The following is a 16,402-nucleotide window of genomic DNA, read 5'->3' as shown; positions in this document are numbered from 1 at the left end:
TTTTTATAGTATTTTTTAAGCATTAAGGTGAGAGATTCACCGTACTAATAGGAGGTTAATGCGTTGATTAAAAAAAGCATTTATTCTATTCTCACAATGGTCCTTTATTTGACAATGTCGATCCATGTCGGGGCAGAAGGACCAAACGACCCTGCTCCAGTACTTGAGCCGAACAGTCCAAATGGCAAGACCGTTTTATTTGACAATAGCCATGGTCAAACTGCTGGCCAATCAGATTGGGTAATTGATGGGGCGTTTTCTGATTTTGCAGATGCACTCGTAGCTGAAGGCTATTTAGTAAAAGAACACCGGAGCCACGATCCTCTCTCTCATCATGATTTAGAGGAGGTTGATGTCTTTGTTATTCCAGAAGCACAGATCCCTTTCACAACCTCTGAACAGGACACGATCGCATCTTTTGCTGAAGAAGGCGGTGGTGTTTTCTTTATCGCAGATCACTATAATGCTGATCGTAACTTAAATAGATGGGATTCAAATGAAATTATGAATGGATGGCGTCGAGGTGCTTACGATGACCCAACAAAAGGGATGTCACCAGGGGAAATTGCCGCCATGGAAGGCGTAGAAAGCTCCCAATGGTTAAGCGATGAATTTGGTGTCCATATTCGTTACAATGCCGTCGATAATACTGTGGCGAACGTTATCGTTCCAGCAGAGGAAACATTCGGCATTACGGAAGGCATTCATGACATTTCGATTCATGCAGGTTCTACACTAGCTATCACGAATCCTGAGATTGCTAAAGGTATCGTTTATTTACCTGATGGTCTTACAGAAGGGGAAAATAAATGGGGTAATGCCGTAGATGAAGGGGTTTATTTTGATGGCGGCATTGAAGAAGGACCATTTGTCGCAATCGGGAAGAAAAACCAAGGTAAATCTGCTTTTATCGGGGACTCCTCTCCTGTTGAAGATAGCACACCAAAATATCGAAATGAGGAACATGGCGGCGTAAAAAGAACATATGATGGGTTTACCGATTTAGATAACGGTGAACTTCTCGTTAATCTCGTTGACTGGCTGTCCGAAAAAGAGGACTATACAACTTTCTCTGACAAAGGCCTCATTCTAGATGAGCCATCTCCAATGCTTCTCATGGAAACACCAGAGTTTTCTACAGAGCCTCAAACTGAACCATGGCGATTACCAAACGCTGGTTACCTCTGGTATGATCAATCCACCTTTGCAGATGGCTCATTCGGGTCTGATGTCGCCCCTCCTGTCGATATTCAATATGCCATTGAGACGCCAGACATTTTACCAACTGACGGTTCCCCTTTTGACGTGACCGTAAAAGTAACTAATATGGCACCTGGTACCTCTATTGACAACGGGCAAATACAAGTCTATTTAGACGGTGGGAGAGCCATTTCGCAAATTAGACAACCGGATGGATCTTGGCCTAGTAACTATGGTTACCATGCTATCGGCATGATAGAAGCAGATGAAAACGGTGTAGCAGAGCTTACCATAACTATGCGTTTAGCAACCACAATTGAAGCAGAACGGGCCAACATTCGCTTACGGTTGGGGGCAGGAAACAACGTCTTTACGAAGACGGTTAGGCTAGGAGCTCCCGCATTAACTAGCGGTTTTTCAGTAACTAATCCTCATTTTTCAGCAGAACTGGCGCAGTTTTCAGCAACTCCCGCCGGATTTTAGTAGCACATCGTCATGTTATACCATCACACCCCGACTTTTGAGCACTCCCCTAAATTCCCAGACACATTCTGATCATCAAAGAGAGGGGGCAATTGCCCCCTCTCTTCCCCCTTTTATTTAGCCAATGTCGTGTTTATAGTCCCTACCATATTTGTCATTTCCAGATGTAAATCGTTGTAGAGGGCTGTGTATGCTTCTTTATTTTCTTCTGGTTGTTCAAATTGACCTAGTTCTCCCCAGAGGACATGAATTTTAAGCATATCTTCAAATAATGGCATATCGGTCGTCGTTTGTGCTGTAGGTAAAATCATGTTTGGTGATCCGATGTTAGTGAATGTGTGATTGATCTGCACGAAGTCGTCTCCAGCATAGATATCTTGTGCGAGTAATTCTCCTAACTCGTTCACATTGGGGGCGGTGAGGTAAATCATTTGCATGATCCCCCTCTCTAAATTAGATGCTTCTTCCCACGTTCGATAATTTCCATCACTAGAATAAGTAATAAAAAAGTGGTAGGCTTCCTCTATCATATCGTCATCTAAGACATACGCTTCTGCATCAAGCAAATGAATAAAGCTATCATGATAATTTGCTAAATAAGTAGTTGTGCCATCAACACTGGTAATGTTTCTAAATGGGTGATCCTTTAGCGGGAAATAAATTCTGCCGTTATCATCCATATATTCTTTGGCAATTTCACGTTCGGAATGATTGTAATCTTCAGCTTCATCTTCTGGGAATGGCTCATCAATGGCCACTGTGGGAATTTGGTGATTTTCTGAAGGGGAAAGAGTAATTTCTGCCAGTACATCTCTAGAAGAGTCACTTTGGAATAAACCACTATAGTCAGCCATCTCTTCGGCTGATGGCTTATTCTCTTCTGTAGATGCGTTGTGTTCGTTGCCTTCTCCACTTCCATCGTCATCATTCAATCCGCATCCCACAAGCACAGTCCCAATAGTGAGTGTCATCATTAGTTTTTTCACGTTGCTCCCCCATCCTTTAATCTCTCAATCAATTAAACAGCCTCTTTCGCTTCACGTTCATTTAGCTTTTACGATTACCAATTCTAGCATAGGCTCGCTTAAACCAACATCTGTAAAACGAAACATCTCATCGGGGAAAATTCGACTTCAATCGACATAATGATTGTTTTTTCGACATCGATAGAAGGAGGATGGACTTAGTGATTTTTACCATTAGAACAAAAATAAATAACTCCTTAAGCGTGTTAACACTTGACTATTTTCATAATAAAAACGTAATATTTCCCAAAGAGCTGATTTACATATTATTTGGTGCTTTAATACCTAATAAACGCAATCCTTCATGTAAGACCACTTTAACCGATGATACAAGAGCAAGTCGACTCTCCTTCTCATCATCGTCTGCCAGTATTTTAACTGTTCCGTAGTAATGATTAAACGCCTGTGCCAAGTCAATAATAAACTTAGCAACCTGTGAAGGATCGTGTTGATTAAAAGCTCGCTCTATCACCTCAGGAAAGGCCATTAAGTACTTAATGACTGGCCAAGAAGACTCATCTGTTATTTTGACAATATCAGGTGTCTCCTTATAGCCACCTTTTTCAAGTAAAGAAGCCGTTCTTGCGTGTGTGTATTGGACATAAGGGCCAGTTTCCCCTTCATATTTCAACATCTCTGACAATGAGAAGGCAATATCATGTCTGCGGTCGTGCTTTAAGTCATGAAAGACTATAGCCCCAATACCTACTTGCTTTGCGACCTCATCTTTATTAGCCAGTGACGGGTTTTTTTCTTCAATATTGGCCAATGCAAGAGCCACTGCTTCATTCATGACCTCCTCTAATAAGATCACTTGCCCTTTTCGCGTAGACATTTTCTTCCCGTCGGTTAACATCATACCAAACGAGATGTGATTCATTGTGTCAGCCCATGTATAACCCATTTTCTTTAACACCTTGAATAGCTGCTGAAAATGTAAGCTTTGCTCGTTTCCAACCACATATAAAGACTTCGTAAACTCATATGTATGGTAACGATAAATGGCAGCAGCTAAGTCACGCGTGGCATAAAGTGTTGTCCCATCTCGTTTCTTGATCAAACACGGCGGCAGCCCTTCTAATGGCACCACTACCGCCCCATCGGACTCAACTAATAAGCCCTTATCTCTCAGGAGACGCACGGCGTCATCCATTTTATCGTTATAAAAGGCTTCTCCATCATAGGAGTCAAAAGTAATGCCAAGCGTTTCGTAAATTGTGGAAAAAGCTTGCAGCGATTCTTCTCGAAACCATGTCCATAATGACACGGCTTCACGATCACCTTCCTCAAGCTTTTTGAACCAATAACGTCCTTCATCATTTAACTCTGGTGAGTGCTCTGCCTCCTCATGAAAACGAGCGTACAGTGTTAGCAATTCATGAATAGGGTTTGCTTTCACTTGGGCTTCATCTCCCCATCTTAAATAAGCCGCCATAAGCTTGCCGAATTGTGTCCCCCAATCACCAACGTGGTTAATTTTAACTGTTTTATACCCGCATTTCTCTGCTAGCTGTGCTAATGCATGTCCAATAACCGTTGACCGTAAATGCCCCATGGAAAAGGGTTTCGCTATGTTTGGTGAGGAATAATCTATCGTCAAAGCATGCCCTTCCCCCATCCGTGAAGCACCATAAGCTTCTGAGAGAGTATTTACCTCGTTAATCACATGTGACGTGACATACGAACGTTTTAGGAAAATATTCAGGTAGCCACCAGCCGTCTCAACGTGTTCTATCCACGGAGATGTCAAATGTACCGCTAAGTTCGTCGCCAGTTCGTTAGGTGGCATTCGAAAAACGCTGGCTAATTGAAAGCAAGGAAACGCCAGATCTCCTAAATGGGCATGTTTCGGTGTTTCAATCAATTGGTAGACACGCTCCGTTTCAACCTTTCCTTCCAATGCATGATAAATAACGTTAGCCATGTCGTGTTTTAAATTCATTCAGATTCCTCCTTTAACCATAATAAAAGCTCCCGCCTCTTTAAAAATTTAAAGAGACGAGAGCTTGAAAACTCGCGCGGTACCACTCACATTGCTTCTAGCATTAAATATAGAAGCCACTTATCGCGTTAACGGGCTAACCCGGCTTTTCCTACTGTGTTTAATGACGTTCAGAAAAGCATCTCAAAAGTGCGTTTCATGCGATAGCCGGTATCAGGCTCTCACCGCCCCTGATTCGCTAATCCCTTCTATAGCACTACTTTCTTTATCATCGATTGAATATCTTTTTCCTAGAAAAATATTACTATATATACTATCAATCCTAGGAAAGAAAAACAAGTACTTACCGTAATTTTCTCATGACAACTTTTTCAATCCAGCTCTGCGGCACATATTTTTTTATATGAAACAGCTGTTTAACTCCTTTACCAATAGGATAACGGAACTTCGGTTTTTTGGCACATGCAATCGAAGCCGTTAAGCGTGCTACGTCAACAGGATCTGCTTCTGTTGATGCTGACCTCTCTGCTTCCTTTAAAACGGTTCGTTTAAAAGGCGTATCATTCATCTTACCTGCCTCTATATGAGCTAAACTTTTCTTCCAAATACGTGTCTTATAAGAACCTGGTTCAACTAAGGACACATAGATTTTGTCAGGAAGTAATTCCAACCGTAGGCTTTCACTTAGTCCTTCAAGGGCAAATTTAGAACTGCAATAGGACGACAATCCTGGAAAACCGAACAACCCACTGACACTGCTTATATTAATAATCCGTGCTGAGGTGGATGCTTTTAGTAACGGAAGAAAGGCTTGGGTCACACGAAACACCCCATCTACATTGACGTCAAATTGTGCTCGCCATTCAGTCAATGACACATCCTCCAAGAAACCTCCTTGGCAATAACCTGCATTATTGACTAACACGTCCACGTGCCCATATGTCTTCTCCACCTCTTGCTTAACTGAGCTAATGTGGTTGTGATTCGTTACATCCATTGTTTTCACATCTAAATATGCCTGTAGTTCAAGTTCTTCCGCCCGCTGTAAGAGCTCCCCACTATTTTCGATCGTCCTCATAGTGGCTACAACATGAAAATCTGCCTTTAAAAGCTCTAGACAAATAAGGAGCCCGAATCCGCTATTTGTTCCAGTTACTAACGCCACCTTCATGATTTCCCCCCTATTTAAACCTTAGCTGTAGCTTCTGATTAAGTAAATGTTAGTCGTTAGGCTGGCAATGCTAAGTATTAGTCACTGTATCCATTAAATCAGCCCTTTTATTAACATTGCTTTCTGAGGGAAAAGGTCGTGGCTCCCTCCAGTAACTCACTACTTTATTTTTCCTTTATGTTACAGTCTTTTAGTGAATAAAATATTTAAATTTAGTATGTTTACTGGTTCATTGCTTGCCTATTTTCAAATTATTAATGTCATAATTCTAGTTGTTTAGAGCCAAAGAAGAGAGAATACCCGATTAAAGGTGAATTTAGACGGATTAACACCTGAATTATCCATTGTAAAGGGACTGTTCTTTGCATAACATAACTTGGAACATTCCTAATAGGTAGGCTTGTCATTAATAAAAACCTCAGTTTAAATGTCTTTTCCTTTAGATAAGAGGTTTGGTCAATCGTCGTGTCATAAGTGAGAGTAAAATAAGCGGAGATTTTTCGGTTAGATGCTGAAAAAAACGCATTTTTGAAAATATAAGAGGAATTTTTCCGATTATGTAAAGCAAAACGTCCCATTTCCCAGATTTTTCGGGTAATTAACGGAATCTCTCCGTCTATTTAAGCTATTATCATAGCTAATGACTGTTTAAGGGGACTTTCTCCGTCTATTTTTCAGATCTGATCCCCCAACCGATAGGAACGAAGCCTCACCATCCCAGAGGGGGAATCAATAACACTTTTTAACCGGTTTGTGACCTTCTTTTGTAAGCACCGCAACCGTTCACCGGTTCTTTCCTGCAACTGAGTATTCATAACGGTCTGGTATTCTTCTGCAAATCCCACTGATTGAAAGTTGAGCGAATCTGGACATTATTAGATTTACCTCGGCTCTCTATTTTGAGCCAGGAATCTTACGGACGGTTATCTCTGATATATTTTTACTGCGCCACCTTTTTGCGATCATGGCATTACTTAGCACATAAATCAACACGCCCATAGGGACTAAAAGGACAAAAAACAGCTCAATTCCTTCTCGCCACAAGTTGTATCGTGAATAGAAAAACAATGCAACAACGAGATACAGACACGTGATATACAACGCTTTTTTCCCTGATTGGCTCTCCTTCTCACTCGTCGCCTCGTCTCTAAAAAAGAGCCCTACTAACCGTTTCAGATTCCGTCACCTGCCATATCTATCGTGATATATCTGTCACTATCTCTAACTAGCTTATAAGAACCTCCTTCACAGTGCAACCTCTCTAATCATGAAAGGGAATTACTGATGATTCTTTATGTGTTTTTTTGATACCCCTATGTTGATGGGCGGCACAGGAGGCGTCTGGTCGATGTTATTTGAAAATTGCATAGGTTTCCGCCAAGTGGTTGAATCTTCTAGAAGTTCTTTATATTCTTTAGAAACATATCCTAGTTCATTCTCAATTATATTCAGATCAATATCTACAATTGTTCCGCTATCATCTTTAATCAGGGCTTTGTTGAAAATTAAATCTATCGTTTAGTCTAATTCATCCACTCCCTACACTACCATCACTTGTCTACAACAAAGTCCTTGTCTATATATCTTATTAAAGTACTCGATAGATTCCCACGTTCTAGAGTGATAATATGAAGTCAGGTAAAATTTCCTGTCACGTTTAAATCAGCATGATTCAAACAAGAGATAGAAGAATATCATTCTGTCATACTATAGCGTCGGAACATGCTTAATAAAAGAGGTGACATTATATTATGACGTTTATTTTTCAACCAAATGATTTAACTGTAACGCACGGCAATGACACGATTACTTTTTTACGAAAAGAGTATGCGTTACTTCATTATTTATATATACATGACGGCAAGTCATTTAGTCGCGATGCACTGCTTGACGCAGTCTGGCCGTTAGAATCCCCCAGTGACCGCACTGTCGATGACCATATTTATCGCCTTAGGAAAAAATTAAAGCCTTGGGAGCAATATGTTAGCATTGAAACAATTAAAGGCTACGGCTATCAACTGATCCTTCATGAACATGAAGAAAATTCACCTTTAGCCCACGATGACGAATTTAAGCAGATCGCCTCACAGCTTTATTCAAAATATCATTTATATGGGCAAGGAGAAGCCTTAGAGGCATTAGTTTTAAACAAGGCATTTGGCATCTCGTTAGATGAATGGCTGAGGTTTCATAAAGCCTTTATAAAAGGTGATTTTCAAGCTATTCTCTATGATCAAGAGCTCCCTTTTTCTGAAAAAGCTTTATATGTATTTCATGTAGCTTTTATTTTTTGTGATGACGTGCAATGCCAGAGGTTGTTTCGTGCATTTGAACAGTCCTTACAAAATCAGCTATTTTCCACTCGTTCCATTGACGAAGCACAAACGTTAGCGGCACCGCATTTCGCCATATGGGTAGGCGACCTCGCTAAAGCTGAACACTATTTAACAGAGGCTGATAACAATGTCTCTTCTGTCAGTCACGGCTTTTATCCTTACTTACAGCTCATGCATATGTTCTTGAGCATAGCTCAAAAGCAGCCGACCAAATTTGAAATCCTTATGAAAAAAATGGCGGTATTTTTTGCAGAAAGACCGTATCAACGAGAACTAGGATTGTACTATGTCATTCAAGGGTTGTTTTTCATTACCCAGGAACAGGTTGTGACAGGAAGAGCTGCTATTCATAAAGGTCTGCAAATCACGAAAAAAACACGCTTCACTTCTCACCTTTTTTTAGCTTTAAGAACGGCTTTATTCTTTTTAGAACACTATGTGGAAGACAGACAAACAGAACGAGAGCTAACACGTTTATGGGGAGAACTCACAGACGATATGGATCTCCCTCTCATCGCAGCACATAGTGAACAGATTATTTTAGAACATATAAAGCCCTAACACTCCCCAAAAAGAAAAAAGGCGTACAGCTACACGAGATAGCTGTACGCCATATTCCGAATGGCGTTTGCCTGTGCTCTTGTATTCCCTTTAATCACTCACTGGTTAGCTTTCCTTATAAAAATAGGACACCTAACACGCCAAAAATAAGCGTTGACACGACGGCAAGCACTAAACCGATCACAGTCTCATACGGCAACAGCTTAAAGCGCTCTTTCATACCCATATGAACGCTTGAACGCGTAATATGAAAGTACGTTCCATGGGGCATATGATCGAGTACGGTAGCACCTGCATTGACCATGGCTGCCCCTGCTAAACCATGCAGCCCCAATTCCATCATTGTCGGTGCAAACACACTTCCGGCCACAGCGGTCCCGGCAGCTGTTGAACCTGTAGCACCTGACATAATAATGCCTGATAAAGGTGCTAGAACGTAAGCTGGAATATGAAAGGTGTCAATACCATTTAAAATGTGTCCAATGATAGCTGAGTTCGAAATCACGCCAGCCAATGTCCCTGTTCCTAACAATAAAATTGCCACTCCTGCCATTTTACTTAATCCCGATTGAATATATTGATTTAAATAGCTGCCCTTTTCCATAACAAGAGTGCCTACAACGCCACCGGCAGGAAGGGCAAACAAAGGATCAATCACAATACCAGCAGTCGGTTGCAATAATAATAAAAAAATAGCTGTCGCTGGGGCTGATAAAGCTTTCATTAATGACATATCCTCACTATCTTCCTCGGTCGTCATATCCTTGCTTTCTACTGCTTCGCCCACATGACGCAGCTTTCGTGCCATCATATACGCAATACCCACCCCCACGACTGCTGGGAGCACACCTGCAAACATGACGGTTGTCAGTGGCACATCAAACGCATCAGACACTGCAATTGAATTGGGATTGGGGGAGATAATATTTCCTGCTTTTCCCCCACCAGAAATGGCTAAAAGTACAGCCAACTTTGACATATTAGTTCGCTTCCCTATAGCTAAAGCCACTGGCGCAATAGTTAATACAGCAACCGCCACATACACACCGACGCCTGTTAATATCATAGTCGCTCCTGCCACTGCAAGTAAAGCTTTCTTTTCTCCTAAACCGTTCAAAATCGATTCTGCAATTTTTTTTGCTGCTCCTGACTCAATAAGCACCCCTGCCAGCACTCCTGCTGCAAGAACACGTAAGACGACACCGACCATCCCTTCAGCACCGGTTAACATAATATGTAGCGTCCCATTTAAGGCAGCTCCACCACATATGCCACCTACAAATGCACCTGCCATCATGGCATATGCAGGTGCTACTTGTCTTAAAATTAAACCAATCGTAACGACTAACGCCAACAACGTCCCAAGTGTGGTGACTTGCATTGTCATACTAACACCCTGCCAATCTTGTTAAATTTATTAAGTGTTTAAAAACTGTCACTCTTTAGTGTGCGGCGGCAATTCTTTGGCCCGCACACATTGGCCATTCCCAGCCTTTTTTCAGCAAGATGCTTTCTTGTTCTCTGTCATCTATCCAAAAAGCTTTTAATGAAAGTACTATTTCAACACTTTTTATAATAAAAACTTGTAAAAGTCTATCACGATGTAAAGAAAGTTTTCAAGAATTTCAGCAAATTTTCTTCTTATTTCCCCTCTGATACTCCTCTGACATTGAACCATTACACTTATCACATCATGATTAAGAAATGAGTGAGATACTATGACAGAGACTTCTTTATGGAAAAATAACGCCTTTATATGCTTATTCGCTTCTTACGCCACCTCTATGATGGGACGTTGGTTCGATATGGTAGCTATCCTTATGCTATTTGGCTACATTTGGGACGTGTCACCACTCATAATGGCTTTCATTCCGATCGCTTATGCCCTTCCAAATGCCCTTCTAAGCCAGTTTGCTGGCATAATCGCTGACCGCTTTAATAAGGTTCATTTAATGATCTATGCTGATATAGGAACGGCATTGCTTACAATAGCGCTAGCTTTTACACCTTTTCCATGGCTGGCACTTCTCATCTTATTATTGCGTGCCACACTTACAGTCATTCACTTTCCAGCGCAACAAGCTTTAATTAAATATATCGTGCCAGAAAAGCTTCTCGTTAAAGCCATTACGATGACTGGAACAGCTAATGAGCTAACAAAAATTATCGGCCCCTTAGCTGGTGGTGCCCTTGGCGCTATCTTTTCACCAAGACTTTGTATCCTTATAAATGCGCTTGCTTATCTCGTATCAGCTATCATATTAATTAGGATGGATAAAAAGTCCATTCCTCGTGAAAATATAGAAGCAAAATCCATTAAACAGTCAGAAACTTTTTGGGCATCATGGCGTGACGGTTGGCAAACAGTTCTCACTAATCGGCGGCTCTCCGTCAGCTTCCTCTTTGCTTTCCTAGCTATGACAGCAATCCAACTCGTTGACGTACAACTCCCTGTTTTGTTACGAGAATTTGCCCCTGATCAGCCTGAGTTAACTGGATGGATTATGGCTGCAGCTGGTGCTGGGGCGGCCGTGATGATGATCATCCTGTCACAAAGACAGAGAACACTTCATTATGGGATCAACCTAGGCGGCAGTCTCGTACTAATAGGATGTGGGTTCGGTGGGATGAGCCTTATCTATGAAGGCATGCCGAGCTACCTCCCTCTCTTTTTCGGCTTTCTTGCTGGGCTAGGTGTCGGCCTTTTTACCGTTAGCACCAGCTATATTTTACAAAAAGAATCCACTGAAAAAACGATTAGCCGTATCTCTGGTATTTACAGTTCATTAAGCGGATTTGTTGTCTTGTTAGCACCACTGATCGGCGGCTTGCTCGTTCATCTGTGGGGAGCTTCTCCTGTCTATCAAGGAGTGGCTGTGGCCTTAATATTAATAGGAAGTAGTGGTTTTCTATGTCACAAGCTATTATGGGGGAACACACAAGCCCAGGACGACTCACACCCCCATTCTCAAACCCACGAAATCAGTTAGGTGCTCCATCCTTACAGCTAAATAAAAGTGAATATTAAAGTATAATAATAATTTTTTATAGATAATTTGAAAAATTTTGTTTTTTTGAAGGGATAGAGACAGCTTGTAACGAATACCATTAAACCAACATCTCTGTCATAACTTTCTTTTTTCAAAAAAACAAGGGAGGGAAAAACTATGCCACATCTGCCTAAAGAGGAGATTGAGAAGGTCAGGCAAGTGAAAAGTAAGGGGAACGAAGCTGCATTTTTACGCAAAAAACATGTCGTTGGCGTCGGAATTGGTGTGAAAATCAAGGATGGAAAACCTACTGGAAAGCCAGCTTTAATCACTTATGTCACGAGCAAAAAACCACTTAGCACGTTAGAAGCAGATGATGTCATTCCCGAGACGGTAGATGGTGTGGAAACAGATGTGATAGAAATTGGTATGCCGACTATTCAACCAGTACTTAAAGAGAAAGAATTTCTCCGTACCCTCCCCTCCAACGAACTTACGTCAAGAATGAGACCAGTAAAAGGCGGCTGGAGTGTAGGACATTATGACATTACAGCAGGTACTATAGGTGCGGTCGTCTTCAATAAGGATGAACACGTTCCTACCACGTATTATGTTCTCTCCAACAATCACGTCCTAGCTAATAGCAACGCCGCAAGCATAGGAGACCCGATTTTACAGCCCGGTCCAGTGGACGGCGGCGAGGCTCCCGATGACCAAATTGCGAAACTCAGCCGATTTGTACCGATCGACTTTACCCCAGATAAGCCTTTAGAGGAACATAACAACTTAGTGGATGCTGCCATTGCTGAAGGCTCTCTTCAAGAGCTAGACCGAGAAGTTTATTGGAATGGTTATGTGAAAGGGTGGAAACGAAAGGACGATTTAGAAGTGGGAACTATCGTCAAAAAAACTGGTCGTACGACAGGCTATACTACAGCGGAAGTTACCTCAGTCGACGCGACCATAGATGTTAACTTTGGAGGAAACCGCGTAGCACGATTCCACGATCAAATTTTGACAACGCACTTTTCAGAAGGTGGAGATAGCGGTTCTCTAGTCACGAATGCAGACAATGAAGCTGTCGGTCTCTTGTTCGCTGGAAGCCCAGAAATCACGATCCTTAATCATATTGAAAATGTCCGCGATTTACTTCGTATAGACTTCGTATAAATTATCAGCTACCACCCCTCTGTATAGACGGGGTGGTATTCGCTTCATTAAGTACGATACCTCCACTAAAATTTGGTTTACTCCTAGACTCCCTACCTATGAAAAAGTATGTTAATTGCATGCTTTATTCTCTGAATGTTTTACATGAGCTTCTTTCGGCTATTAGGCCTAAAACAGCCCATTAAACAAAGCAAACACTCAAACCTTCTTATTAACAGTTTATTAATCAACCAAACATCCTATATGATGTTTTTCAATCTACAAAGAAAGGTGTGTGGAGCGTGTGCAGGCAGTAACTTTTCAAGAAAAGGATACAGTGGCAGTAAAGCAGGTGGAAACACCAAAAATTCAGACTGGCGATGACATGATAATCAAAATCACTGCATCTGGTATTTGCGGATCAGACTTACACTTATTAAAAACGGGTATTCCCTTAGAACAAAATTACATTATTGGTCACGAGCCGATGGGAATAGTAGAAGAAACAGGGCCTAACGTTAAAAGTTTAAAGAAAGGTGACCGTGTTGTGATCCCTTTTAACGTGAGCTGTGGCACATGTTATTATTGTCAAAACCAAATGGAAAGCCAATGTGACGAGTCAAATCCTCATAGTGACAATGGGGGACTTTTCGGCTATTCGAAGCAATTTGGTAACTACCCAGGAGGTCAGGCAGAATATTTGCGCGTACCTTACGCCGACCAAACATCCTTTAAAGTCCCTACATCCAGTGAGTTAGATGACGAAAGTCTCGTCATGCTTTCCGATGTCATCCCCACGTCTTGGTGGAGTGTTGAACAAGTTAAAGAAGGGGATACCGTCATCGTATTAGGTAGTGGTCCAATAGGGCTAATGACACAAAAACTTGCTTGGCTAAAAGGGGCAGATCGTGTCATTGCTGTCGACCAAGTCTCTCACCGGTTGGACCATGCTAAACAAACGAATAATGTGGAAACCTTTGATTTTAGTCAATCACCTGAAATTGGTGATATATTAAATGAAACGACGAAGGGCGGCGCAGATGTTGTCATCGATTGTGTAGGTATGGATGGCACCGTTCCTCCAGGAGAAACATTTGGATCTCAAGGGGACAACCAATTCGGCACGATCAGTCCCATTGTTACAGCATCAAAGGCCGTACGGAAATTTGGGCTCGTCCAATTAACAGGCGTTTATGGGACAGAAGCTAACAACTTCCCAATTGGCGACTTTTTCTCTCGAAACGTCTCACTAAAAATGGGCCAAGCTCCTGTGGTTCATATGATGCCAAAGCTATATAACATGATCGAAAATAATGAGTTTGATCCAACGGATATTATTACACACCGTATGCCACTAGAAAAAGCCCAGACAGCGTACGATATATTTGACCAAAAAGAGGACGGCAACATTAAAGTTATTTTTAAACCTTAACCGCTAATAAAGACCTCCTTTCTGAAAGCCAACTTGTCTCGGTATACGTTCGGTGAACCATCGAACGTATACCTTTTACTTTAAGGGGATAGGAATGTTCAAAATTCTCAGTACTTATTAGGAGTCGGACGTTTCTTTTTGATCTTATCACCTCTAGTTGCCTCCTCATAATCGTAACCCTTTTTCAACTTTGACAATTATCCCAATCACTTTTGGCGTACCTATAACCATCATTCCTGCTCAAAACATAAAATACACTCCTGGAACAAGCATATTCTTACTGGCATTAAATTCACCAATTTCTTATGACACTCATCGCCTCTCAACTATTCAGAGATAATATGACATGCTTTTTTATCTAAATTCTCTATTTTTAGAAAAGTAGGCGCACCACAAGCTGTCTCATGATATGATATAAGAACAATTGTGTGAATTTTACGAGTCTTCAAAACGTATGTATGATAGTGCCACAGAAACGAAAGGAGTTGTCTTTATGAGTCAGCGATTATGGTCCACACCAGACAGCTTAAAACATCTTCTATGCGAGCTCGTTAGCTGGGAGAGTCGGACATTTACCGAAGGGGAGAAAGAGTTCCCTATCAAACTAACAGAAAAACTAAAGAAGATCCCTTACTTCAAGGCCCATCCTGATCACATCTCCTTACAAGACGTGGATGCCGGTCGAAAACTGCTCACAGCCTTATACAAGCATCCTCATGCCACAAAAACCATCGTGCTATTAAGCCACTTCGACACTGTTCAAACTGAAGAATACGGCGAACTAGAACCGCTCGCTTTCCACCCAGAAGAACTTACCTTAAAGCTGCATGAGCGTAAAGATACCCTTCCTATCGCCGCAAGAGAAGACCTTGAATCCGGCAACTACCTATTCGGCCGAGGCACGATGGACATGAAAATGGGCCTCGCCCTCCACATGGCCTTGCTCGATCAAGTAAGTGCTGAAAACTGGCCGATCAACCTGCTGCTTCTAACTGTACCTGACGAAGAGGTGAACTCCGCTGGTATGCGCATTGCCGTTCACGAACTATTACACTTAGCTGACACCTATCAACTGGACTACACGTTATTTTTAAACAGCGAACCCTCTTTTGCCTTACACCCAGGAGACAAAACCCACTACATTTATACAGGTACAATGGGAAAAATCATGCCAGCAGCCCTCTTTTTCGGTAAAGAAACGCACGTTGGGGAGCCGTTAAGCGGGATCACCGCCAACTATATTGCATCATTCATGACACAAGAAATCGAATGGAACAGCCAGTTTCAGGAGCACGATCTTGGGGAAGCCACACCGCTCCCTGTCTCCTTGCATCAGAAAGATCTCAAACTCGAGTACTCCACTCAAACACCTTATCGGGCTTCTGCCCTCTATAATGTTTTTCTTATGAATCGCCACGCTGGAGATGTCTTAGATTTATTTGAGGACGTCGCTAACGAAGCAGCCAACAAATGCACAACCGCCTATCGCCAACTTTGCAAGAGAGAACAGATCGACGGTGTCAGAGATGTGCAAGTCCTACGTTATGAAGATGTGTTAGCTCATGCAGAAAAGAAATTCAGCTCCGCCTTTATCAACGACTTAATGAACGCTGTAGAGCAACATTCCGAGTGGGATGATCGGGAAAAATCATTAGGCATGGCAGACGCCTTAATGCTCCAATGCCCTGAGCTGGCACCGGCGATCGTCGTCCTATTTGCACCGCCTTATTACCCAGCAGTCAACTCATCTCATGACGAAACGATTCAAACAGCTATTAGCGTAATTGCCCAAGCTGCCGCTGACTATGAAACAGCGTTAAAACATATTCATTACTTTAACGGCATCTGCGATTTGAGCTACGTGAATTATACCGGCCTCGATGATGAAATGACCGTCTACAAAAAAAACACCCCTGTCTGGGGCAAAACATACGATATTCCATTCAATGACATGGCAAAATTAAAAGCACCTGTGTTAAATGTAGGGCCATTCGGCAAAGACCCACATCAACGCACCGAGCGGCTTCATTGTGACAGTGCATTCGTCCATACACCGCACATGTTAGAGCAACTTATTAAACACATTCTCGCCCAAACGACCGTACCGCAGTAG

The 16,402-nt window shown here is 42.0% G+C and carries 10 protein-coding genes and 1 other annotated feature; of the genes, 6 read left to right on the top strand and 4 right to left on the bottom strand.

All coding sequences use genetic code 11. From position 1 onward, the window contains the following. Positions 1–63: 63 nt before the first annotated feature. Entirely contained in the window at positions 64–1,683 is a 1,620-nt protein-coding gene (locus BK581_RS14120) for a DNA-binding protein (RefSeq protein ID WP_095995555.1), read from the top strand. 113 nt (positions 1,684–1,796) lie between these two features. On the opposite strand, the gene BK581_RS14115 is transcribed toward BK581_RS14120, so the two are convergent. From BK581_RS14115 to BK581_RS14105, 3 genes are all read right to left on the bottom strand, one after another. After that, entirely contained in the window at positions 1,797–2,669 is an 873-nt protein-coding gene (locus tag BK581_RS14115) for a hypothetical protein (protein ID WP_078578760.1), read from the bottom strand. 298 nt (positions 2,670–2,967) lie between these two features. After that, the gene (argS, locus tag BK581_RS14110) at positions 2,968–4,650 is read right to left on the bottom strand and encodes an arginine--tRNA ligase (RefSeq protein WP_078578759.1); all 1,683 of its coding nucleotides are present in this window, start codon (positions 4,648–4,650) and stop codon (positions 2,968–2,970) included. Positions 4,651–4,699: 49 nt separating this feature from the next. Continuing rightward, positions 4,700–4,931, bottom strand: a binding site (T-box leader). Positions 4,932–4,993: 62 nt separating this feature from the next. After that, on the bottom strand, positions 4,994–5,821 hold the full coding sequence (locus BK581_RS14105) for an SDR family oxidoreductase (RefSeq protein ID WP_078578758.1): 828 nt from the start codon (positions 5,819–5,821) through the stop codon (positions 4,994–4,996). A 1,751-nt stretch (positions 5,822–7,572) separates the two neighbouring features. Between BK581_RS14105 and BK581_RS14095 the strand changes: the two genes are divergently transcribed. Beyond that, positions 7,573–8,718 (top strand): winged helix-turn-helix domain-containing protein, encoded by a 1,146-nt coding sequence (locus BK581_RS14095; protein WP_078578756.1) that lies wholly within the window; start codon positions 7,573–7,575, stop codon positions 8,716–8,718. A gap of 115 nt (positions 8,719–8,833) precedes the next feature. Here the strand turns inward: BK581_RS14095 and BK581_RS14090 are convergent, their stop codons facing one another. Beyond that, the gene (locus BK581_RS14090) at positions 8,834–10,105 is read right to left on the bottom strand and encodes a GntP family permease (protein ID WP_078578755.1); all 1,272 of its coding nucleotides are present in this window, start codon (positions 10,103–10,105) and stop codon (positions 8,834–8,836) included. A 331-nt stretch (positions 10,106–10,436) separates the two neighbouring features. On the opposite strand from BK581_RS14090, the gene BK581_RS14085 reads away from it, so the two are divergent. From BK581_RS14085 to BK581_RS14070, 4 genes are all read left to right on the top strand, one after another. Beyond that, positions 10,437–11,708 carry an MFS transporter gene (locus BK581_RS14085; RefSeq protein ID WP_078578754.1) on the top strand — a complete coding sequence of 424 codons (1,272 nt, stop codon included), beginning with the start codon at positions 10,437–10,439 and terminating at the stop codon, positions 11,706–11,708. Positions 11,709–11,885: 177 nt separating this feature from the next. Beyond that, entirely contained in the window at positions 11,886–12,878 is a 993-nt protein-coding gene (locus tag BK581_RS14080) for a chymotrypsin family serine protease (RefSeq protein ID WP_078578753.1), read from the top strand. Positions 12,879–13,161: 283 nt separating this feature from the next. Then, positions 13,162–14,289, top strand: coding sequence for an alcohol dehydrogenase catalytic domain-containing protein (locus tag BK581_RS14075; protein WP_078578752.1), 1,128 nt, complete (start codon positions 13,162–13,164; stop codon positions 14,287–14,289). A 493-nt stretch (positions 14,290–14,782) separates the two neighbouring features. Then, the gene (locus BK581_RS14070; RefSeq protein ID WP_078578751.1) at positions 14,783–16,402 is read left to right on the top strand and encodes a M20/M25/M40 family metallo-hydrolase; all 1,620 of its coding nucleotides are present in this window, start codon (positions 14,783–14,785) and stop codon (positions 16,400–16,402) included.

Origin of the sequence: Salipaludibacillus agaradhaerens, from assembly GCF_002019735.1 — a bacterium.
GTDB lineage: Bacteria > Bacillota > Bacilli > Bacillales > Salisediminibacteriaceae > Salipaludibacillus > Salipaludibacillus agaradhaerens.
This window is presented reverse-complemented; position numbering and strand designations above follow the sequence as displayed.